Consider the following 22,334-nt stretch of genomic DNA (forward strand, 5'->3'; position numbering starts at 1 on the left):
GTCGCGCGGCAACTAGCGCGCCTGCTTGACTCCCGAGATGCAGCAGTCTTCGTCGGTCACTTTCTCGGGGACACTGTTCTTCAAGTAGCAGTACGCTTTGTCGCCTTTGTGACCCGGGCGCACGTAGGTGAACGCCTGGCAATCCATCAGGTTCTCGCAGGCCTCCTGGCACTGGGCAGGCTCGGCGCGCTGCATTTCGAAGGAGCGAAAGTCGCCGCCGGGGCGGTTCGTGTCGAGCTCGAAGCCGCGAGACTCGAGTTGGGCGATGCGGCGCTGGGCGCGCGGATTGACGCCCGAGACGCAGCACTCCTCGCCCTCGACCTTGTCGGGGATGGAATGCTTGAGCCGGCAGCGCGGGCCTTGGTTCGCGTCGGGGCGCACATAGGTAAACGCCATGCAGCGCATCTGCTTGTTGCAAAACTCTTTGCATCGGACCGGATCGGCGACGTCCATGGCAATCTCACGATAGTCGCTGCCAGGGCGAGCGGTGTCTGACTCCAGGCCGGAGGTGTCGCGCGGCTCGGCGGTAGGCATCTGAGGGGCTTCGACCGGCTCCTCGGCATTGGGTTCGGCCGCCTCGTCAGCGCTCGTGATTGTCGAGGTGCCGCGGTCGGCGGTCTGACAGGCCACCACGAGCAAACAGAGGGCAACGGAGGCGAGCAGGGCAGTCAGGGCGCGTGGTGCGTGCATGAGGGGCCTCGTGCAAAGGGCAAAAAGGATGGGCGGCAATGGTCCAGATGCGACGAATTATTAAAAGTTAGCGTTTTGCCGTCAAAAGATCATCAAGTCTGCGGAGAGCTTCGGCAGCCCCCAGAGGCAGCGAAACGGTGTTGTTTGGCCCTTGTGATTCGCGCGGATTAATGCGAATGACCGAGGAGTCGAATGCCGTGGCCAAACGCTCACACTGCCATCTGACGGTGGGGACGGCCGTGCCTGCACCACACTCGACGATGGCTAGTTTTTTGCCACGAACTTGCGACAGCCACTGGGACATGCGCCGTTCCTGATCGTGGGTGCGCGCGCCGACAAACCGACCATCGCCAAACATCAGGATGTTCGGACGCGCCAGCGTGTTACATTTGTCACAGTGGGGCAAAGGAGCACTCGCCCGAAACGTTGTCTCGTCGATGTCAACCTGCGTGTCGGCCGCCGGCCAGATAGCCTGGCTGCAGGGGCGCACGCACTGGAAGTGGTGAATCGAGCCGTGGCATTCGACCACGTTCGCCTCGTCGAATTCCGCGGCTTGGAATTGCCCGTCGACATTGGACGTGAACACAAAGTAGCCAGCATTCTTGGCGCGGCCCCATTGTCGAAGGATGTCGAAACCCTTGTGGGGGATCGTATCGCGGTACAGGTGCAGTCGGTGGCCGTAAAAGCCCCAGGCAAGCTGCGGGTCACGCTCGAACCAGGCCGGATTGGCCAGGTCGACGAAGTTCAGCCCGAGCTTCTCGAAGGGGGGATAGGCTTGCCAAAAGCCCTTGTCACCGCGGAAATCGGGAAGGCCAGAGTCGACGCCCATGCCGGCGCCGGCGCCTACAAAAAGCGCGTCGGCCTCGTCGATGAGTCGAGCGGCTTTGTTCAATGCTTTGTCACACAAAACTTTGCTTCCCGTTGAGTTCTTGTAAGTATGATGCGACGGTTTGCCGTATGTACCCGTCGAAGCAGTCGTCACTCACTCAGACTTTAACTGCTTTTCCCAGTCTCTTGGAGCACGGGGTACTCGGATGAAATGGACAACCGGTTTATCACGAAAGCCCGAAACGACACAGGCTTTCCGCGACGCTTGCGCCGGCTTGGATGTCTCTTCGGCCGCAGAGGTCGACGTGTTGCTCGTCTTCTTCTCGGCGAGTCACACCGACGACGTCGAAGAGTTGTCGTTGGCCATGGCGCGCGACTTTCCCGACGCGGTCTGCGTGGGGTGTAATGCCAATGGCGTCATCGGCGCCGGCGATGAGGCCGAAACAGGCTCTTCCTTGGCCGTGACCGCAGGGATTCTGCCCGGGGTCGACGTCGAGCCGATTCGCTTCGAGCCCGACGTTCATGATCGCAGCGACTTCGATTGGCGTCAGCAGTTTGGCGGCGATCCCGAAGTGGCGCCCAATTTTCTCATTCTTTCAGAGCCGACGACCTTCGAGACCGAAGAGCTGTTGACCGCGCTCGACCGCGCGTTTCCGGACTCGTCGAAATTCGGCGGGCTCGTCAGCGGCGGCGGTCAGGGGCAGGGCAGCAGGCTCATTCTCGAGGGGCATGTGTACCATGGTGGTGCCATCGGACTCGCGTTTAGCGGAGACCTGCGCGTCGATACGGTTGTCGCGCAAGCCTGCCGACCCATCGGCGAGCCGCTGATCGTGACCGATCACACCCAGAATATCATTCACCGATTTGATCGCGGAAACCCGATGGAGGTGTTCCGCAATCTCGTGCACAACCTCGAGGGCAAAGAGCGAGAACTCGCACAGCACTCGATGTTCGTAGGGATCGGGGTCGAGTCGAAGCGCGGTGAATATCGCCCGGGCGATTTTGTCATTCGCAATATCGTGGGCTTCAACCCCAAGACGGGGGATTTGGCCGTGGCCGCACCGATCGAGGATCTCGACGTGCTGCAGTTCCACCTGATGGACCCGCGCACCTCATCCTACGAGTTCGAGCGTGTCGTCGAGGAACTCGCCGAGGCGTTGAACGACCCGTGCCCGTCGCGCGGGGCGTTGCTGTTCAGCGGTACTTCGAACAGCGAGGATCTCGAGCGCAAGGCCAACGAAGAGTCCCAGCTTCTTCGCGACCGCCTCGGTCAGCTTCCCATCGGCGGATTCTTGTCGGAAGGGGAGATCGGACCGGTCGGCGGCAAGACCTGCCTTCACGGTTATGCGAGTATGGTCGCGGTGTTTCGAGAGGCGGGCAGGGCGAAGTAGTCGCCTGAAGAGAGGAAAGATCGACCAGAAGGACATCAGTCGGAGGCAGACCTGAACGGTCTGCCTCCGGCTTTTTTATTGTCCCAGCGGAAGCGTGCCCTGGAGCAGGGCGTCGAAGATGATGAAGCCGTTGCGGTAGTCGACCGGGCGGTTGAGCAAGAACTCGACCTCGAGCGCGGTCAGCGTCGGAGCCAGATCGGAGATGCCCGAAAGCGAGGGGACCGGAAGCTCGAAGGAGAGCCCCTGCTTGAGCGTCTCCTCGATCTGCGGCCACACTTGGCCGAGCACCAGGCTCTTGATGGCGTTGGCGTTGAGCACCGAGCGATCGCCGGTGGTGCTCTTGACCCAGGTGGTCACCTGCGGCTCGTCGGGTACGGTGATCGAGATGGCGTTGTCGGCAAGCGACATCAGGATGCCTACCTCGAGGTTGACCGCATAGACGTCGGTCTGGTTGGCCAGGTCGGCTTCGATTTCCATTTGGCCGGCGCGCAAGATGAAATCATACGGCTCACCGGCTTTGGGGCGCGAGAGCACCGGCTGCAGCTTGACCGACAGGTTGGCCTGCTCGGTGATGCCGGCATACTGGTCGGGCATCAAGTCGGTCAGGTCGATTTCGAGAAAGCCCGTCTCCCAGAGGGTGTGCAGCAAGCCATTGAGCAGCGCCAGTCGGACCCCGACCTGCGCACGGCTCGACTCGAACAGCGGCAGCTCTTCGGTATAGGACGTGGCAAGCGGGATACCCGGGCTGGTGGTGAGCGCCGGGGGCTGGTTGGCGGTGATGTTGGTGCCAATCGTCGCCGTCATCGAGTTACGGTAGGTCGTGGCAAAATCGGAAACCTCACCGTTGAGGGTGATCGTGAGCGGATCGGTGAACTCGGTGTCGAGGTCGAAGCTCAGGTCCGTCAGTTGCTGCTCGATGGAGTTGAGCGCGTCGGTCAGCAGCGTGGGCAGTTCGTCGACGAACTGCGAGCGCAGCGTGCCGATGACCATCTCTTCGATCTTGCCGCGAAGGGCGCTCTCAGCCAGCGCGAACACCGCGTTGGCTTCGGGGCTGGCAAAGTTGCTCTCGGCGCTCTGGATGGAGATGTCGACCTCGTCGACGTTGGCCACGAACTGTTGGCCGGCGCCCGGCTTGTCGATGCTCAGCGAGGCAAAGCCTGCAATTTCGGCGTCGATGGAGCCGGTCAGGTCGAGCACCTGCTGGTCGAACGAAATGCCCCCTTGGGTGGTCAGCTCGACGTCCGGAATCCAGATGAACATCTCGGCGCCGCCGTCGGTCAGCTCGAGCATCACTTGCGGCTCTCCCAACGCCAGGTCGGTGATCCGCAGTTGGCCCGACTCCGTGTCGAGCACGGGGTCGGGGATCTGGCTCATGAAGTCGATATTCTTGACCAACAAGACCAAGATATCGACCAGGTCGTCGGTCATGTAGGTCGTCTCGTCGGGCTGTTGCGGGGCCTGGCCGTCGTCGAAGAAGCGCTGGCCGAGGTCGAGTACGAGCCCGTCGTCGAAGCCAAAGGCGGTCTCCGAGGCGGTGTTGGCCGTCGCGTAATAATTGGGGGCCCACAGCACGTCGAGCAGGGCCTGGCCGGTGGCGCTGGTGCGCCCGTCGGTGGCCACGACTTCGATATGGTTGATGCCGAACTCGGCGTCGATGGTCGTGGTGAAGTTGCCCTGATCATCGAGGTCGACGCCGCGGCCGTTGACGAAAGCGTGCACGTCGGAGTGGGTGTCGGTGACCTTTCCTTCGACAGTGATCTCGGCAGCGGTGCCGGGGTTGAGCCACTCGCCGGGGGCCGGCGAGATGACCTCGACGGTGGGCGGCGCGTCGTCGACGACGATGCGCTTTTTGCCGCAGACCGGCGCGCCTTCGACGCCGGCTTCCACGGTGCATGCTTCGAAGGTCAACTCACCTTCGGCGTCGAGTTTGTAGGCGCCGGACTCGTCGGTGACCGCGTCGGCGGGTTCGACGGTCCAAGTGACCTCGGCGCCCGGCATCGGCTCGCCGTTTCCATTGAGGACGGTGGCCTGAGGCGTCACCGTCGCGCCGACTTTGTAGACGGCGCGCGCCGGGTCGAGCTTGACGTCGACCGCGGCTGCAAGGCTAAGGTCGAAGCCCGGCTCATTGTTGGTGTCGTTGTTGGCCGCGTTATTGGTCAGCGTCCCACCCGAGCCACCCGTCTCGCTGTCTCCACAGCCGGCCATGCCGACCAGGCAGGAGAGGGCGAGGGCAGTGACGAGGCGAACTTGCTTGCTATGTGGTCGTCTCATGGTCATGGGATGACTCCAAAGGCCCCTTTGAGCACGAAGTGCGTGGTGGTGCCGCCGAGCGCCGGGTTGACGATGCCCAGGTCACTTCCGGCCGGCAGGCCGTAGGTGCCGAGCGACGTCGGAATCTCGAAGCTCGGGACGGGCAGCGCGGGAAGCGCGTTGTTGAGCGAGGTGTCGATAACGTTCTGGAGCACGTCCTGGAGGAACGACTCGAGGACGGCGCGCGAGTCGGCGTCCAGGTTGATGCCGATCGGGCTGAAGTACAGTTCGTTGAGCTGGATATTCTGGAAGCTCAGGTCCGAGCCGTTGAGCTGGACGCCCGAGCGGGCGACTGCACCAATGCGGACGTCGACCGGGTCGTCGAACAGGCCCGGGTAGACGATCGACATGCGCATCGCGCCGAGCATGAGCACGACCTTGTCGCTGCCCTGCAGGGCGGCCACCGGCGGTAGGCCGGTCTGAATGTCGAGCACGGTGCCGTCGGGGAAGGTGCCTCCGATGGCAGAGTCGCTGACGGCGGCGTCGAAGAGTCCTCCGCGCCAAAGCGCGTGCAGCACGTGGTTGAGCACGCCGATATGCACGCCCGCCGAGATGGCGCGCTGCGGGTCGGCGGTCAACAAGTTCTGACCCTGCGGCATCGGTACGCCCAGCGACGGGGTCGCGCGGGTAGTATTGGCCGGCTCGAAGACCGTGCCGAGCCCGAACAGCGCACGGGTCGCGTTGACGCCGAGCGACGAGAAGTTCACGCCGAAGTCCAGGCTCAGGCTGCCGTTGCCGTCGAGGCGCGGGATGTCGAAGCTGTTGCCGAGCCCGCTGATGTCGAGACCCGACATGAGATCGTCGAGCGTGCTGTTGACTTGGGTTTTGAGGAAGCTCTCGACTTCGTCTTCAACGGTGCTGCGCAGGGTGCCTTGTACGAGGCTGCTGAGGATATTGTCGAGCCATCCCCAGCCGGTCAGTCCGACCACGATATTGCCCGAGGTCACGCTGACCGTACTCGGGCGTACCTGCAAGCGCGGCCGGCCGTTGTGCAGGTCGAGCGTCGCGTCCATGCTCGCCGTCAAGCTGCTGACGTCGACCGACACGTCCAAGCTCAAGTTGGTCTCTTCGAGATCGATCTCGACGTTGCGAATGACCGCGCCCAGACGCAAGCCATCTTGAATCAGCGTCAAAGACGAGTCATGTGGGCCGTCGATGCGGCTGCCTCGATACATGATCTTGTAGCGATAGGTGCAAAAACCGAGCACATCGACGCAACCTTCGGTCAGCGGGTTGGCCGCCAGCATCGACTGGTGCAGTTGGTCGCGAAGGCCGTCGCTGTTGAGCACCGTATGCAGTACGTCATTGAGGCTGTCGAGCGGGTCTCCGTAGTTGCCGTCGTCGACGGCGTCTTGGTCGACCCACAGCGACACGGCGTCGCTCATGTGCTGGTCTTCGGCTCCCCACTTGTCGGCGGTGAGGAAAGCGCAGGTGGTGCTGTTTTCTTCTTTGTACTCGCCGGTCGCCGCGTCGGTGGCGCGGATGTCGACGAAGTTGATGCCGAAGCGCACGGTCACGTCGCTCTGGAAGGTGCCGTCGGAGGCGACGGTGACCAGGCTGTTGTTGACCGTGACCTCACCGATGCCCTGAGCGTCGTTGACGCGGCCCTCGAAGGTGACCGTGTCGCCAGGAGCGGCGTCGCGCATGGCGCCGTTGGTCGGCGACACGCATTCGATGCTCGGGCCTTGGCCGTTGACGACGATGTCGACGCTCTGCTCGAGGGTCATGTCGTCTTTGGTTTCACCATCGACGGTGGCGGTGACCGTGTAGGTGCCTTCCTGGTTGTAGCGGAAGCGGCCGTGGCCGAAGGTCTCGCCGGAGGGGTTGCTCACAAACGAGACGAAGGCGTCGTCCACCTGGTTGCCATACTCATCGGTGACGATGGTGGCGATGTCGACGACTTGACCGGTGTCGTAGAAGGGCAAGTCGGGGACCTTCGAGATGGCGAGTGCCGCCGGCAGCGACGGATTGACCTCGAGGGCCTGTCCACGCTCTTCGCTCGCGCCGTCAGCGGTGCAGCTGACGGTGTATACGCCGCTCTTGGTGATGGTGACGGTGTGGTCGTCGACTGCGATGCCGGCGCCGGAGGCGTCGACTTCGACGGTGGTATCAGCACCCTCGACCTCGTTGCCGTAGGCGTCGAAGACGTCGCAAGTGGCCGTCGCCGAGTCGCCCGCCGTCACGATATTGGTGTCGAGGGCGGTCACCACGGTATGCGGCGCTCCCGCTTCGATGGTCAACTCGGCGGGAGTGTCGTCGGCGAGGCTCAGGTCGGGAAACTGGCAAGAGACGGTGGCGTTGCCCGCCATCGTCGGCACCAGCGAAAGAGCGCTCTCCTCGATGAACGACTGCTCCGGAGCGTAGACCAGCGTCGGTTCGACGCCGTCGGGGATCTCCACCTCGCCGCCCTCGGCATCGAGCAGCTGGCAGTCGACCGTAATCGGGGTGCCGGCCGACACCGTCGTCGATGCGAGCACCGTCTCGACACTCGTCGGGACGGCGGGGGCTTCGAAGTCGGCGTCGGGAAGGGCGGTGTCAGTTCCCGCGTCTTCCGTTCCGGCGTCAGCCTCTCCGACGATGCCCTTGCTACGGTTTCCACCGTCGTCATCGCCACAGCCACTTGCCAGGCCGAGCGTCGCGCTCGCCAGCAACAAAACAAATGTAACGGAGCGTGTCCGCCACCGAGCAAAGGTTGCGCTGCCTTGCAGCCGTACCATAGGAGCCCTCTTGCGTATCTCAATTGGTGGTCCGGTGCATCGCTATTCGCGGAAAACACGGGGCGAATCGCTACAGACCACTTCCATATATAGAGTTTCCAGAACCTTTCTAATCGTAACGAAATCGCAATGCAACCGAAAGGCCGGACAAAAGGTAAGCTGGCAAGGGGCAGTCTTGGCGCGCGACCACCTCGGGTGAGGCGCCTTTTGGCAAGGCTGTTGTCTGTTGTTTATCGGTAACTGGTCTGGTATCCAGATCGCTGCTTCTTTACTCAACTGACTACCCCGGAACGAAGGGAGCAATAATGCGTTCGCTGTCCGCTCTGCTGTGCCTGATTGCCATGGCCGCCGCGCTTGTCGGCTGTGAGAGGGAACCGTGCCATGGTCAACCCGAAAAGAACTGGAACGCCGAGGGAACTTGGGGATTTCTGGGCGAGCTTCCTGTGGGCGAGAAGGGCGCAGTGTGCGGTGCCGACGAAGACCAGGTGGACATCGATCACGGCCTGGCCAAGGATAAGTCTGCCGAGGTTCGCAAGCAGTGGAAGGGTTGGCTGGCGGATAACGGATGGACTGCCGAGCCTGCCGGTCCGTGGAACAAGAAGGAGCGCGAGGAGGAGTTCTGGGGGGAGAGGATTGGGATTTACGGCAAGGGCAACAAGACGATTCGCGTGTCGTTGCTGCCGTCTGACGTAGGACTGAGTTCCCGGGTCGAGTGGTTGCACAGGATTCCATTTCTGCCGGTCGACGAGAATCTCTTCAAAGCGGGCGAGGCGCGTCTCGATGCAGTGCGCAAGGCAACCAGCGCATGGCAGCCTGATCAGACGACCGAGTGCAATGCAGAGTCGCTGGAGGAGGTCTCCGGAGAGAAGGGTGAGCCATTGATCATGATCGACCGCCGCCACCTCGAGTTGATGGACAAAAAGGAAGAGGAGGCATTTGGCCAATACACTATGGCTGACCGCCTCGTCCGCGCGCCGGAGCGTGTGTCCATGAAGGAGGACCATGTCGGCTGGTCGCGTTCGATCAACCAGCGCCGTCGGCGGGCGAAGGCGTTCGAAATGTCGCCGATGGTATTCGTCTTCCACGCCACGGCTGAAGACCTGCAGCCACCGAAGATCACGAGTTGGCCTGGACGCAAGACCGCGGACGGCAAGCCGCTTACGACCTTTACGAGCGGCAAACTCTCCGGTCATGCGTTGCTCGCTGACGCCGATGCCGGTCAGGTTCTCTGCCACTTTTCGATTTCGGTCGAAAACGACAAAGAGTTCGAGACGCCCCGCAAGAGCGCCATGGAAGCTCTCTGGGTCGATCTCATGGTTCAGACCCAACGGGCGATCGATGCCAAAGTTGCCCAATTTCCCGTTCTGGATGATTTCAAGCGGCGCGGCTCACTGGTCGCCGAGGCGACGCGGCGCGGGCCGTGAGGGCACCACCGAGCAGTGGGGGTGGAAAGCCTAGTTGCCAAAGGGGCGGCAACTGTAGGTTCCGATCGGAAGCTTCAGTTGCCATTTGGATCGCCGCTCACACGCGAGACTGTGGCTCGCCAAGATGAGTATAGGTTGGAGGGAGCGCTGTTGTGGGCGATGGTGATGCGCTTTCTTGGGCTGAAGACTTTTTCTTTCTTCAAAAAGGTGAGGAGGTGGCAGGTAGCTTGCAGGGACCTTACCTCGCAACCCGAGGCTCCGTTAGCTCACGCCCCTTCATCCCATCTCCCAAGAGCGTGAGCGAGAGAGCCCCGCCCGGTATGGCGCACCCAGTAGTTTCCGGGCACATTCCTGACGTCCCATCAGGAGGCCTCTCCGGCTTAACCCACCGGAGAGGCCATTTTTCTTTTCCCCTTTCACTCATGCCTCGTCGAGAGACGGCAGAATAAAATCAGGGCGCACGTCGGAGTGATCGAGGGTATTTGCCAGGTCGGTCAGTCCCGTGGCGACCAGCACCGAGTCGAGGCCGTAGTCGTTGGCGCCCTTGATGTCGGTCTCGAGTTGGTCGCCGAGTACCGCACAATTGCGCGTGCCCAAACGCTCGATGGCCTCGTCGAACATGGGGGCGAAGGGTTTGCCCAGCCGCTCGAAGCAAATATCGCAGCCGGGGTAACGCGCCCGAATCGCGTTCTCGAAGAGGTTGGCAACGCTTCCGCTTGTGAAGCCAAAACTCGTCGCCGAGCGCTGGTAGATGAGGTCGGGGTTGGGCAAGAGGAGTTCGAAGTCGTCGCCGCGGTCGAGCTTGCGAAACAGCGTCGTCAGCGTCTTGTCTGTGGTGGGCACGAAATCGTAGCCGGACTCGTCTCCGATGATGAGTACGTCGAAGTCGCCGTGGTCGACATCGACCAACTCGCCGCCGGCGCGCTCGGCGTAGCGCTTGGAGTCTGGGGGCCCTAGCACCAGGCAGCGCGCCCCGTGAAGGTTGTGCTCTTCGAAGTAATCGATGACCAAAGAGCCCGAGGTGACGATGCGTTCGGAGCGGATGTCGAGCCCGTCGCGTTGGTATTTGGCTGCGCAGGACTCGGGCAGCCGCGAGGCGTCGTTCGTGATGACGACGTAGGGCAAGGCTCGGTCGGACAAGCTTTGCATAAACGAAACGGCGCCGTCGAAGGCGCCGCTTGTATGGACCAGCACACCGTACGCGTCGATGAGCAGGCCGTCGTAGTTGTCGTAGAGGTCTCGAAGGGCGATCTGGGCAGGTCGCGACATGCTGGGCTCACTTCATCAGGTGGTGCCGGAAAAATCAGCCCGATGATGCTCGCGCACCGCGCAGAATCAAGTGTGCAGGGCACATGAGTCAGCCCAGGCGACGCACCAGATGGTTTTGCGGGCCATGGGTTCCCGGGTCTTTGGCCCGCTCCAGGAGTTCGTAAGCACGTGAAAAGCGTTCAACCGCGTACGTCACTGCCTCCGCACGCGACATGCTCGTCGAGGTGAACTTGTCGAAGAACTCACGCACCACACTGATCACCGGCTCGAAGCCTGAATTCATCGTCTGGTCGACCACCTCCCACAGGGACGGGTCGCGACGCACCAATTTGCCCACAAAGAAGGTGCCGAATTCAGTGTGACGAACGGCCGCCAGATGACGTTGATGCACCGCCTGGCGGCTGGTCGGCATGACGTCGAGGCGCTCGAGTGTCGTGTGCAGAATATGGGACGCCGTCGTGCTCAGCACCCCTTTGCACAGTGCTTCGGACAGCGTCAGCGCCTCGACCAAGCAACTCGGGGCGAGCGAGGTGCGTAGTTGATCAACTGTTTCGGGCAGGCGCTTGTCGAAGAAGGTCTCGAACTTCGTCTGGGTAAAGCGCTGGGGATCGCCGACCAGATGGAAGATGTCTTCGATGAGCAGGTTGTAGAGTTCGATTTGACGGGCCGTCTCGAAGACCAGTGACGAAAAGCATAGGCTGTCCTCGATGGAGCCGTGACGCTCGACGCCCATCATCAGGGTGGCGCTGTTGTGCATCTGAGCGCGCAGGCCGTTGGCAGAGAGCACCGTGAGCGCCATGATCGGGAGGCGGTCTGCTCCCGGTAGCTGCTCCCAGTGCGCACGATCGACGCTAAAATCGAGCTGTGCCGGATCCCAGCCCCCACTTTCCTTGGCCTCTTCGTACAGGCGCACGGGGAGCGATTCGTGACGACGGGTTCGAATTTGCGACGAGCGGGATATCATGACTTCCTATCCTTGGACTGCAAGACCGGCGGAGGTTGCTCGACGGACCGCTCCCTCGTCGACAACTCCGGCTCGATGATCCCAACGAGCTTCTCTTCTGTGATGATGCTCGCGACCAAATTTTGTGACAGCCCGGTTACTCTAACGTGACCGTAGACCTTTGTCGAGCGACTTCGCTTCTGGCGCAAATTCGGGCAGGTGGTCTGGCCGGGGCCGAGCCACTAAGGTGGCCGAGTGTGCTTCTTGACACACGCCCCACAGACGCATAACTAAGCAGGCACTAACATAGACGCCGGACGAGCAACGAGCAGGCGAGGAAGAGACAATGATGGATTGGAACGCACTGGCTGAACGAGTATTGGACGGTAAACCGATCACTCGCGACGAAGCCCTCGAGATTGTTAACGCGCCCGACGACGAGTTGCTGGCGATTCTGCATGCCGCCTTCAAGGTGCGCTCGCACCATCACGGCCGCAAGGTGCGCGTGCACGTCCTCCAGAACGCCAAGAGCGGCGTGTGCCCCGAAGACTGCAAGTTCTGCAGTCAGTCGCTCAAGTACAACACCGGCGTCGAGCGCTACAAGATGCAGGAGGTCGACGAGCTCGTCGAAGGCGCCAAGGCCGCCTACGAAAAGGGTGCGGTCACCTATTGTATGGTCACCGCGACCCGCGGGCCGAATAACCGCGAGCTCGAGACCATCTGCGAGGCGAGCCGGCGCATCAAAGAGAAGTATCCGGTCAACATCTGCGCCTCGTTGGGCATCCTCAAAGAGGGGCAGGCCGAGAAGCTTCGCGAGGCCGGCGTCGACCGGTACAACCACAACCTCGAGACCTCGTGCAACAACTTCGAGAACGTGGTGAGCACCCACAGCTTCCAGGACCGCCTCAACACCGTCAAGATGGCCAAGGCCGCGGGCATGGAAGCGTGCTGCGGGGGCATCATCGGCATGGGCGAGACCACCGATGACTGGGTCGACCTGGCGTTTACGCTGCGTGAGATCCGCGTCGAGTCGGTGCCGCTCAACTTCCTCAACCCGCGCCCGGGCACGCCCCTGGGCGACCAGGTCGACGAAGACGCCGAGTCCGGCAAGGGCGGCCAAGTCCGCCCGCAAGAGTGCCTCAAGGCGCTGGCAATGTTCCGCTTCGTCCACCCGGACGTCGACGTGCGCGTGGCCGGCGGCCGCGAGGTCGTGCTCGACCACATGCAGCCCCTGGCGCTCTACGCGGCGAACTCGCTGTTCACCGAGGGCTACCTGACCACCGGCGGGCAGGGGACGTCGAAAGACTACGACATGATTACGCAGGCTGGGTTCGAGCCGGAAGTTGTCGAGGCGTAAGATACGGGCGATTGCCCAGCAGCTTAACGGCGTAACAGCTTAACTACGGGCGCGGTCGCTGGCGCGGTCGCGGTCACGGGATGGATTGCGATGAGCGAGCAGAAGTACACGAAGGAACAGCTCGAAGAGTGGGATGACAAGTACGTGTGGCATCCCTTTACGCCGCACTCGGTCTACCGCGACGAGGAGCCGGTGACCGTGGTGGCCGGTGAGGGCAACTACCTTATCGACGCCGACGGCAATCGACTGCTCGACGGCGTCGCGTCCATCTGGTGCAACACCTTCGGGCATCGCCGCGCCGAAATCGACCAGGCCGTCAAAGACCAGATCGACCGCATCGCCCATGCCACCTTGCTGGGTAACGCCCAGGAGCAGTCGATCCTGTTGGCAAAGCGCCTCGTCGAGCTCGCCCCGGGCGACTTGAGCAAGGTCTTCTTCTCCGACAACGGCTCGACCGCCGTCGAGATCGCCGTCAAGATGGCGCTGCAGTGGTGGCAGCAGCGTGGCGCCGAGTCAGCTCGTAAGCGGCGCAAATTCCTGGGGCTCGCCAACGCCTACAACGGCGACACGATTGGCGCCGTCTCGTTGGGCGGCGTCGAGGTCTTTCACTCGCGCTTTCGTCCCTTATTGTTCGACGTGGTCCGCGCGCCGTCGCCGTACGTTTACCGGCGCCCCGAAGGGCAGACCGAAGCCGAGGCCCAGCAGGCCTTCGTCGAAGAATTCGACCGCGTCTTCCTCGAGAACGCCGACGAATTGTGCGCGGTGGTCATCGAGCCGGGGATGCAGGGCGCCGGCGGCATGATCACCTATCCCGACGGTTTCTTGAAGCACGCCCGCGAGCTCACCCGGGAGCACGACGTGCTGCTGATCCTCGACGAAGTCGCCATGGGGATGGGTCGCTCGGGCAAGATGTTCGCCTGTGAGCGCGAGGGCGTCGTGCCCGACTTTTTGTGCATCGCCAAAGGCTTGACCGGCGGCTACCTGCCGGTGTCGGCGACCATCACCAACGACCGCATCTACAAAGGGTTCTTGGCCCCGCCCGAAGAGGGCAAGACCTTCTTCCACGGCCACACCTATACCGGCAACGCGCTGGGCTGCGCCGCGGCGAACGCCACGCTCGATATCTTCGAGAATGACAACGTCCTCGACACGTTGCCCGGCAAAATCGACAAACTGCGCGCCGAACTCGAGACACTCTGGGACCTCGATTGGGTCGGCGATATCCGCCAATACGGGCTCGCCGTAGGCATCGAGTTGGTGCGCGACCGCGACACCAAAGAGGCGTTCGACGCCAAAGACCGAGTCGGCATGAAGATTTGCCGCGAGGCACGTGACAAGGGCGTCTTCTTGCGCCCGCTGGGTGATATCATCACCATGATGCCGCCGCTTTCGATCACCGACGAGGAGATCGAAACGCTGGTGGACGCGGTACGCCACGGCATCGAGATCGTTCTTCCTTCTTACGAGTAATCGCAGGCCTACGGGTAGTCATGGCTTCGAATATCGTCGTCGTTACGGGGACTGATACCGAAATTGGCAAGACGATGGTCACGGCCGGCATGGCCTGCGCGTTGCGCGAGCGCGGTGTCGACGTGGTAGCCATCAAGCCGGTCGAATCGGGCACCGAGGTCGAGCCGAGTGCTGGAGAAGACGGCGTGACCTTGGCCGAGGCCGCCGGCCAGGCCGAGCCGACGCAGGCCTTGGTGCGCCTTCGCGAGCCACTCGCGCCGCCCGTGGCCGCCGATATCGACAGCGTCGAGCTCGACATGAATGCCTGGTGCGAAGAGATCCGCGAGCACGCCCGGAGCGCCGAGCTTGTGCTCGTCGAGGGCGCCGGCGGCTTGCTCTCCCCGCTCACGTGGACCGAAACCGCCCGCGACCTCGCCCGGGAACTCGAGGCCTCCGTACTGGTGGTCGCTTCGGACAAACTGGGCACGTTGAACCACACGATGCTCGTGCTCGAAGCGCTCGAAGCCGCCGAACTCCCGGTGTGCGGCGTTGTCTTTAGCGCGCCAGCAAGTGCCGACTCGTCGACCGGACGAAACGCGCAGACCCTGCGAGATTTCCTCGACTACGACCGCGTGGCCGAACTGCCGCGGGTCGCTGATTGGCGCGAGGCTGCCGAGCACCTGCGCGCCCCCTCCGAATGGCTGTTTCCCGCCGTCTGATATCCACCTCCCGAGAGGTTTACAATGAGCGTTTGGAACGAGTGGCTCGACGCGTCGCTCGACAAGCTCGCCGAGCACGAGTTGTTGCGCACGCTCGACGCGGTGGAGCCTGTCGACGCGGTGCACGTGCGCGCCGACGGGCGCAGGCTTACCCTTTTCTCGAGCAACGATTACCTGGGACTCTCCGCTCACCCGAAGGTGCGCCAAGCTGCAGCCGATGCGGCCGAGCAGGGCGGTCTAGGACCGCGAGGCTCGGCGCTTGTGTGTGGCTATACCACCGCCCACGAGGCGCTCGAGCGCGAACTCGCCGAGCTCAAAGGCTGTGAGGCTGGACTGTTGTTCCCGACTGGGTTCGCGGCCAATTTGGCGGTGGTGTCGTCGCTCGGCGGTTCGGGCGTCGCCATCTTCAGCGATTCGCTCAACCACGCCTCGATCATCGACGGCTGCCGGCTGGCGCGTCGGCGCGGGGCGACACTCGAGGTCTACCCCCACGGCGACATGGCCGCGCTCGAAGAGATGTTGGCCAATAGCGAGGCGTCGCGAAAGCTCATCGTGACCGACTCAGTCTTCAGCATGGACGGCGACCTCGCGCCGCTCGACCGCCTCGCCGAACTCAAGGCCGAGCACGACGCGTTGCTCGTCGTCGACGAAGCCCACGGCACGCTCGTCTTCGGCGAGCATGGCGGCGGCGTCGCCGAGCATTTCGGCGTCGAGGACGCCGTTGACGTGCACGTGGGCACGCTGAGCAAGGCGGTTGGAGCGCTCGGCGGCTTCGCGGCGACGTCCCAGAAGTTTCGACAGTGGATCTTCAACCGGGGCAGGGCGTTTGTCTTCTCGACCGCCCAGGCGGTTCCGGTGGTCGAGGCGGCGCGCGCGGCGATTCGCGTGGCCCGCGACGAGCCCGAGATTCGCCGCCGCCTCTGGGAGCGCATTGCCCAGTTGGGCGACAGACTCGGGCGCGAGTTGACCAGCCCCATCGTGCCGATCGTGCTCGGCGACGAGGCGCGCGCGCTCGCTGCCAGCGACCATCTTCTTGACGAAGGCTTCCACGTGATTGCAATACGTCCACCGACAGTTCCGCCTGGTACCAGCCGACTGCGGGTGGCCCTCTCGGCGGCGCACGCCCCGGAGGACATCGATCGGCTCGCCGATACCCTCGAGGCAATCACATGAGTAGTACCTTCGAAGAGTTCAAGAAGTTCGCCAAGCGCGGCAATATCGTCGACATGTCCGTCGGTGTTGTCATCGGCGTGGCCTTCGGCGCGATCACCAAGTCGCTGGTCGACGACGTGATCATGCCGCCCATCGGCCTGCTCACCGGCGGCGTCGACTTCTCGGAGCTCTTCTGGGTGATTCAACAAGGCGAGCCGGTCGGCCCCTATGCGACCATCGCCGCGGCCAAGGCGGCCGGCGCGGTCACGGTCAATTACGGCAACTTCGTCAATACGATCATCAACTTCGTGATCATCGCCCTGGCGATGTTTTTCGTGGTGCGCTCGTACAAGCGCTTGACCGAGCGGCAGGAGGACAAGCCCGAAGACGCGCCCAAGGCGCCGGTCGACAAGGAGTGTCCGTATTGTTTCGAGGATATTCCGTTTCAGGCGGTGCGGTGTCCGAAGTGCACGTCTCACCTCGACGCAAGTGTCGAAGGCCCTGCAGAGTAGCAACGCCTGCTATTAGGCGTTGCTTGCCTGAAAGACCTCCGGTTTAAGTAACTACACGAAGATTCTGTCGGTCATCTCGGCGGCTCTCGACGCCAATCACTGCGTCGCCATCCCTCGACGATGCCGCTGGCATCGCCTGCGGGCTGTCTCCTTGTGCTTGCCGCCGATTGCTCGCCGAGCTTTCCCGCACAATCTCCGTGCAGTTACTTGGTCAACGCTTATACAATGTCACCACCGCAGCACCACCCAATCCCAGGTTATGCTGCAGCGCGACTTCGGCGTCGTCGACCTGACGGTCGTCGGCGAGTCCGCGAAGCTGCCAGTTGAGCTCGGCGCATTGCGCCAGGCCGGTGGCGCCCAGCGGGTGGCCCTTGGAGATGAGCCCGCCCGAGGGGTTGACGACCCATTTGCCGCCGTAGGTGACGTCGCCTGCGTCGATGAGCTCGCCTGCCTTTCCTTCCTCGCATAGCCCCAGGCCCTCGTAGGTGATGAGCTCGTTGGCCGAGAAGCAGTCGTGCAGCTCGATGACGTCGACGTCGTCAGCGCTCAGGCCGCTGGCCTCGTAGACCTGTTGGGCGGCCAGGCGAGTCATGTCGGCGCCGACGAGCTTGATGGCGCTGTCGCCGAAGGTGTCCGGGGTGTCGGTGACCATCGACATGGCCGCGATTTCGATCGCCTGGTCCTCGAGGCCGTGCTCCTTGACGAAATCTTCGCTGACCACGACTGCGGCGGCCGCGCCGTCGGAGGTCGGGCAGCACTGCAGCATGGTGAGCGGTTCGTGGATCATGCGCGACTCCAGGATCTCTTCGAGCGAGTACTCGTCCTGGAATTGCGAGCGCGGGTTTTTGGTCGAGTGCAGGTGGTTTTTGTGGGCGATCTTGGCGATCTGCTCGGCCGTGGTGCCGTACTTCTCCATGTGCTCGCGGCCGGCGTTCCCGAAGATCTGCGGGGCAGGGGGCGCCTTGGCGAAGCCGCGCTGCTCGGCCATCGTCTCGAAGTGGCGGCCCAGCGGGTTGAAGCGGCCCTTGCCGCTGGTGTCGAGCGAGCCCTTGGCCATCTGCTCGAAGCCCAGCGCCAGCACGCAGTCGGCGATGCCGCCCTCGACGAGCTGCTTGGCCATGAACAGGGCCGTCGAGCCGGTCGAGCAGTTGTTGTTGACGTTGTAAATCGGCACGCCCGTCAGGCCTAGCCGATACGCGGCCGCCTGGCCGGAGGTCGACTCGCCGTACACATAGCCGGCGAAGACCTGCTCGATCTCCTCGTAGCTCACACCGGCGTCCTCGAGAGCCTGCTTTCCGGCCTCTTCGGCCATGTCCGGGTAATCCCAGTCGCGGGCACCGGGCTTCTCGAACTTGGTCATGCCAACGCCTACGACGTACACTTTGCGGCTCATATCGACTCCTGTGGGGAAAATTGGGCGCGTTGAATCGTGATTCAGTTTTCGTGTGGGAGTTTAGCGGAAGCTACCCTTGCAGCAAAGGCGCCGAATCCACAACAATCTTCGGGTACAACTATCATCCATCGAGGTAGATCATGGTCGTTCAACACACGCTGCGAGTACTCGCCTGTTTTCTGGTCGCGACGTCGGTCGCCTGCTCGAAGCCCGAGCCGAAGCCCGACGAGACCCGAGAGACCCGAGAGACCAACGAGACGCAGGAGACGCAGGAGACGCAGGAGGCGCAGGAGACTGCAGAAACGGAGCAGGCCCAGGAACAGGCCGCCACGCCGCCCACCAGCGGCGAGTATGCGTGCGCCGACGCACCGCCCTCGATGGACGACGTGGAAGTCGAGGCGCCCTCGGCCGAAAAACTCGCCGCGCCCGCACCCGAGCTTCGCTTCGAGCTGCCCGAGGCGCTCGAGGGCCTCGAGCCGCCCGACGAAGCCAAGCAACCCATCGAGACGACGTGGTGCGAAAAGGCGCAGGGCGCGAGCCAGACCGAGGCGCTTCTGACCGACGGGCGCGCGTTCACCAAGTGTTGCACCGCCGAGCCGAAGGGCGCCGACTTCCAGGTGGGCTGCATGATGGCGCGGGGCTGCAGCCTCGAGCTGCCGAATACGACCGGCAAGCGCGCAATCTCGACGGCCGACGAGCTCGCCGAGGCCGTCGCGCCGGTCGACTCGGTGGCCGAGGCGATCGGACTCGTCGCCGTGCACGACCAGAATGTGTGGGTGCCTTACGGTCCGGACGCCGACAAGCTCGTGGCCGACACGAACCGGTGGTTTGGGTGGTATCCGCTGCAGGAGGGGCCGGTGAAGGTCGAAGCCGAAGAGCACGCCTGGGGTTACGTGCTTCGCGTTCCGGCGTATGCGCAGTGTGGATGCAGCCACCACCTCTACAAGGTCGCCTACCGCGTGACGAAGGATGGGACGGTGTGTCGACTCGGCGAGAAGCCGAAGGTGGTGGCCTATGCGCAGAAGAATATCTGCATCGATTGAGTGCGTCAGTCGGTGCGGGAGCATCCCTGAGTCAGTCGCAACAGCCTTTGGAGGCCGGGCATCTTGCCCTGGTGGCAGGGCCGCACGTGCAACCAACCAGCCCTGGAAGCGCTGCCTCCAAACGCCGGCGACTTTTTAGGACGGAGCCATCCTTGCACTCGCTGCGATTTACGAGGCTTTTTCAGCGCCGACGATCTTTTTGAGCATCTCGACATCGATGCCCACCTGGGCGGCGGCTTTCTCGAAGTCGCCGCCGTTTTCGATCACGGCCTTCTCCATCTGTTCTTTGAGGCTGCCGCCCCCGCCGATGGCGCCGAGCGCCTGGGTCTTCTTCTGCTGGGAGGCCTGGATATCCTTCTTTCCGGTGAGCGCTTGGTCCTGGAAGTTGCCCTCTTTGCGGTAGACGAAGACGGCGTCGCCGATGGCGATCTCGTCGCCGTCCTGCAGGCGGCGGGGCTGCTCGGGCTCGAGCTTCTCGCCGTTGAGCAGGGTGCCGTTCGAACTCCCCATGTCCTTGACCTTCACGCCCACCGGCGAGGCGTTGAACTGGGCGTGGACGCGCGAGGCGTTCTCGTCGCTGATCTGGATAAAGTTGCCGAGGCCGCGTCCGATGGTCACGGTGCGCTCGCCCAGGTGGAAATTCTGTCCGGCGACCGACTCGGACTGGCCGACGAGCCAGTTGACCTTGCTCGCTCGACTCGCCCGAGGCGGCCGGTTGCCCGCGCGGTTAGCCGTCGCCGGGCCCTTGTCCCACGATTGGCCCGAGTCATCCGATTTGCCGCGCAAAAAGACGATGACGAACGCGACGGCCACCACGGCCAATACGGCCACCAAGACGATTCCAATATCCATTGCCTGATATCCTTCGAGGCTCGAGCCAAACTTCATTTTCGAAAAAGCGCGGCCATCGTAGCGCCAATGCGCGGCCGAGGGCAACTTTTTAGTCGCGCTCGCTCAGTCGCGCTCGCTCAGCCGGTGCAGCCCGCCTTGCCACAGCGAGACGTACAGGCCCGTGTCGGTGCGTAGCAGCTTGTAAATGGGTTGCTCGAAGTCGGTGCGCCCGTCGACGAACTCTCCGGTGCTCGGGTCGAGCAGGTAGATGCCCTCGAGGGTCGCGACGACGAGCCGGTCGCCATGCTCGTCGAGGTCGACGATGGCGTTGGTGTTGGCTTGCGCGCCGAACGGGTCGAGGCCGGTGATTTCGGCGGTCTCTTGCAATTCGCTGATGTCGACCTCGCTCCACTGCCCACCTTCGAGCACCCACAGGCTGGTCGTGCTGTAGGCGTACAGCGCCTCTCCGGTCGAGTAGAGGCCGTGGACCAGCTCGAGGATGTCGGTGTTCGGGTCGTCGGGCAGACCGTCGTGCGTTCGAGTCATGCCCGAGCCGTCGAGCGCGACGTTCCAGACGCCGTCCGTCGCGCTGACGACCCAAACAGAGCCGTCGTGCTCGACCATCGATTGCACCGACAGGGGCGGCTGCTCTTCACTGCCGTCGAAGAGCGGCTGAGCTTGTCCGGTGGCTCCGTCGAGGGCGAAGACCCCGCCGCCGGAGTGCTCGAGGATGGTGCTGCCGCTGGCGCTGACGACTTCTCGAAAACTTCCCGCCGAACCGACGACGAGTCGGTCGCCGACCTCGAGCATCCGCGCCGACGGCTCGCGCCGCAGCCCGTGATAGCTTTCGGTCACAGCCTCGTCCTTCCAGAGGAGCTCGACGGTTTGGCCGTCCAAGTCGACCTTGAAGATCGACGGCGCAAGGTCCGGGGTGGTCGGGATGGCGTAGAGTTGCCCGCCGAGTCGCGTCAGGATGGCGTCGTCGATGGTGCCGCGCGAGGATGTCAGGAACTCGTCGACGGTCCACTGTGCGTCGCCTTCTTCGTCTTCGTCTGCCGGAAAGCGAAAGAACTCACCGGACCGGCCGGCAAAGAGCTCTTCGCCGAACTCGACGAGATAATCAGCGGACGCATGCGCGGGGCTCACCGGCTCCCAGCTGTCTTCTTCTTGAATGCGTCGGAGCAGTCCCGACTCGGTGAGGACGGCGAAGGAGCCGTCGCCGAATCCAAAGATGTTGCGCTTCGGCTCGGTGGCGTCGGACGCGACGAAGAGCGCCGCGTCGTCGGGCAACGTGACCGGCTGCCAGGTCGGAGGTGTGGTCGACCAGTCCGCCGGATTGCCGGTGAGCTCGCCCACTTGGCCCTCGCGGGTGCTTCCGTAGACGGTTTCGCCGGCGATGGTCACCCAGATGAGGCCTGCGTCGAGCCCCGTGACCGTATAGGAGGCGAGCTCTTCGGGGCTGTGCCAGACCCACAGTGAGGGCTGGAAGCTACGCGGGTTCGTCGCCAAGAGCGACTCGCCATGCGCAGTCCAGGTGTTGGACACTTCGGTAACTCTGGCGAGCGGCGAATTCTCATCGACGGCCTCCCAGCTCGCGCCTCCGTCGGTAGAGATTTCGAAGGAACGTCCCATCTCGGACTGTACCTCGACGACCAGACAACCGGGGCCGACCGTATAGCCTCGTCGGGCGAGGGCGTCGTGCGCGATCTCCCACGTTTGGGCGCCGTCCACGCTGCGCCACAGCTTGCGCACATAACCCGTTTCCGAGCTCTCGAAAGTCTCTTCGTACAGGTAGAGCGCCTCGCCGTCGCCTCTCAGGTCGAAGGCGTAGTCGGCCGGCATCTCCATCTCTTCCCACGTCTGGCCCGCGTCGGTCGTTCGGTACAGCGCCGTGTGGTCTTCGCCGGGGATATGCTCCAGGAAAAAGTGCGCCTCGCCGGCTCTCACGATGCGCTCGGTTGTGTCGTGGACCCGCCACGCCGTCTCGGGAAGCGTCGCTTGGCTCCATCCGCTCTCTGCAGAGTAGATGTGAGCAGGCATATGGCGCCCCGGCACGTAGTCGCGAAGCTCGCCCACAAAGACCAGCTCCCCGTCGATGCGGCCGCGGTACTCGTATGCGTTTCCGAAAGGTCCGTCGAGTGCTTCGCGGGCGAAGAAGCCCGGGTCGCGGGTCTCGTCTTGGCGTACTTCGTCCGAGCAGCCGACGAAGGCGAACAAGCTGGTGACAAGGAGGAGAACAACGAGGTGGTACGGGCGGCGCATGGGACTCTCGACTGGTGGAGCAAATGGTACGCGCTCCATATACC

17 protein-coding genes are annotated in these 22,334 nt (G+C 63.2%); 8 read left to right on the plus strand and 9 right to left on the minus strand.

Annotation, left to right across the window (positions count from 1 at the left end):
* Nucleotides 1-12 precede the first annotated feature (12 nt).
* Both FIV42_RS26115 and FIV42_RS26120 read right to left on the minus strand, forming a co-directional pair.
* Nucleotides 13-690, minus strand: a complete 678-nt coding sequence (locus tag FIV42_RS26115; RefSeq protein ID WP_141200535.1) for a PAN domain-containing protein — start codon at nucleotides 688-690, stop codon at nucleotides 13-15.
* 67 nt (nucleotides 691-757) lie between these two features.
* Nucleotides 758-1,582, minus strand: a complete 825-nt coding sequence (locus FIV42_RS26120; protein WP_222615324.1) for an SIR2 family NAD-dependent protein deacylase — start codon at nucleotides 1,580-1,582, stop codon at nucleotides 758-760.
* A 142-nt stretch (nucleotides 1,583-1,724) separates the two neighbouring features.
* Here FIV42_RS26120 and FIV42_RS26125 point away from each other — a divergent pair, with 142 nt between their 5' ends.
* The gene (locus tag FIV42_RS26125; RefSeq protein WP_141200536.1) at nucleotides 1,725-2,909 is read left to right on the plus strand and encodes an FIST signal transduction protein; all 1,185 of its coding nucleotides are present in this window, start codon (nucleotides 1,725-1,727) and stop codon (nucleotides 2,907-2,909) included.
* A 75-nt stretch (nucleotides 2,910-2,984) separates the two neighbouring features.
* Here the strand turns inward: FIV42_RS26125 and FIV42_RS26130 are convergent, their stop codons facing one another.
* Together FIV42_RS26130 and FIV42_RS26135 are read right to left on the minus strand one after the other, a co-directional pair.
* The gene (locus FIV42_RS26130) at nucleotides 2,985-5,186 is read right to left on the minus strand and encodes a hypothetical protein (RefSeq protein WP_141200537.1); all 2,202 of its coding nucleotides are present in this window, start codon (nucleotides 5,184-5,186) and stop codon (nucleotides 2,985-2,987) included.
* Entirely contained in the window at nucleotides 5,183-7,873 is a 2,691-nt protein-coding gene (locus tag FIV42_RS26135) for a hypothetical protein (RefSeq protein ID WP_146983783.1), read from the minus strand. Before FIV42_RS26135 ends, FIV42_RS26130 begins: the two co-directional genes overlap by 4 nt.
* A 368-nt stretch (nucleotides 7,874-8,241) precedes the next feature.
* Between FIV42_RS26135 and FIV42_RS26140 the strand changes: the two genes are divergently transcribed.
* A complete protein-coding gene (locus tag FIV42_RS26140) occupies nucleotides 8,242-9,360 on the plus strand; it encodes a hypothetical protein (protein WP_141200539.1) in 1,119 nt (372 codons plus the stop codon).
* 420 nt (nucleotides 9,361-9,780) lie between these two features.
* On the opposite strand, the gene FIV42_RS26145 is transcribed toward FIV42_RS26140, so the two are convergent.
* Nucleotides 9,781-10,629 (minus strand): HAD-IIA family hydrolase, encoded by an 849-nt coding sequence (locus tag FIV42_RS26145; protein WP_141200540.1) that lies wholly within the window; start codon nucleotides 10,627-10,629, stop codon nucleotides 9,781-9,783.
* 88 nt (nucleotides 10,630-10,717) lie between these two features.
* The gene (locus tag FIV42_RS26150; protein WP_141200541.1) at nucleotides 10,718-11,542 is read right to left on the minus strand and encodes a ferritin family protein; all 825 of its coding nucleotides are present in this window, start codon (nucleotides 11,540-11,542) and stop codon (nucleotides 10,718-10,720) included.
* Nucleotides 11,543-11,918: 376 nt separating this feature from the next.
* On the opposite strand from FIV42_RS26150, the gene bioB reads away from it, so the two are divergent.
* The 5 genes from bioB (at nucleotide 11,919) to mscL (ending at nucleotide 16,761) form a co-directional block, all read left to right on the plus strand.
* Entirely contained in the window at nucleotides 11,919-12,929 is a 1,011-nt protein-coding gene (gene bioB, locus FIV42_RS26155; RefSeq protein ID WP_141200542.1) for a biotin synthase BioB, read from the plus strand.
* Between the two features lie 90 nt (nucleotides 12,930-13,019).
* Nucleotides 13,020-14,399 (plus strand): adenosylmethionine--8-amino-7-oxononanoate transaminase, encoded by a 1,380-nt coding sequence (bioA, locus tag FIV42_RS26160; protein ID WP_141200543.1) that lies wholly within the window; start codon nucleotides 13,020-13,022, stop codon nucleotides 14,397-14,399.
* 20 nt (nucleotides 14,400-14,419) lie between these two features.
* The gene (gene bioD, locus FIV42_RS26165) at nucleotides 14,420-15,097 is read left to right on the plus strand and encodes a dethiobiotin synthase (RefSeq protein ID WP_141200544.1); all 678 of its coding nucleotides are present in this window, start codon (nucleotides 14,420-14,422) and stop codon (nucleotides 15,095-15,097) included.
* A 24-nt stretch (nucleotides 15,098-15,121) separates the two neighbouring features.
* Nucleotides 15,122-16,270, plus strand: a complete 1,149-nt coding sequence (locus FIV42_RS26170; RefSeq protein ID WP_141200545.1) for an aminotransferase class I/II-fold pyridoxal phosphate-dependent enzyme — start codon at nucleotides 15,122-15,124, stop codon at nucleotides 16,268-16,270.
* Nucleotides 16,267-16,761 (plus strand): large conductance mechanosensitive channel protein MscL, encoded by a 495-nt coding sequence (gene mscL, locus FIV42_RS26175; RefSeq protein ID WP_141200546.1) that lies wholly within the window; start codon nucleotides 16,267-16,269, stop codon nucleotides 16,759-16,761. The genes FIV42_RS26170 and mscL overlap by 4 nt, the downstream gene beginning before the upstream one ends.
* A gap of 211 nt (nucleotides 16,762-16,972) precedes the next feature.
* On the opposite strand, the gene FIV42_RS26180 is transcribed toward mscL, so the two are convergent.
* Complete coding sequence (locus tag FIV42_RS26180; protein WP_141200547.1) at nucleotides 16,973-18,154, minus strand: lipid-transfer protein; 1,182 nt, start codon at nucleotides 18,152-18,154, stop codon at nucleotides 16,973-16,975.
* A gap of 140 nt (nucleotides 18,155-18,294) precedes the next feature.
* Between FIV42_RS26180 and FIV42_RS30810 the strand changes: the two genes are divergently transcribed.
* Nucleotides 18,295-19,197, plus strand: a complete 903-nt coding sequence (locus FIV42_RS30810; protein ID WP_141200548.1) for a hypothetical protein — start codon at nucleotides 18,295-18,297, stop codon at nucleotides 19,195-19,197.
* Nucleotides 19,198-19,365: 168 nt separating this feature from the next.
* Here FIV42_RS30810 and FIV42_RS26190 read toward each other — a convergent pair whose 3' ends face one another.
* Together FIV42_RS26190 and FIV42_RS26195 are read right to left on the minus strand one after the other, a co-directional pair.
* Nucleotides 19,366-20,049 (minus strand): FHA domain-containing protein, encoded by a 684-nt coding sequence (locus FIV42_RS26190; RefSeq protein ID WP_168210961.1) that lies wholly within the window; start codon nucleotides 20,047-20,049, stop codon nucleotides 19,366-19,368.
* Nucleotides 20,050-20,151: 102 nt separating this feature from the next.
* Nucleotides 20,152-22,290: a beta propeller repeat protein gene (locus FIV42_RS26195; RefSeq protein WP_141200550.1), complete on the minus strand. Its 2,139-nt coding sequence runs from the start codon at nucleotides 22,288-22,290 to the stop codon at nucleotides 20,152-20,154.
* Nucleotides 22,291-22,334 lie beyond the last annotated feature (44 nt).

The organism is Persicimonas caeni, assembly GCF_006517175.1.
GTDB lineage: Bacteria > Myxococcota_A > Bradymonadia > Bradymonadales > Bradymonadaceae > Persicimonas > Persicimonas caeni.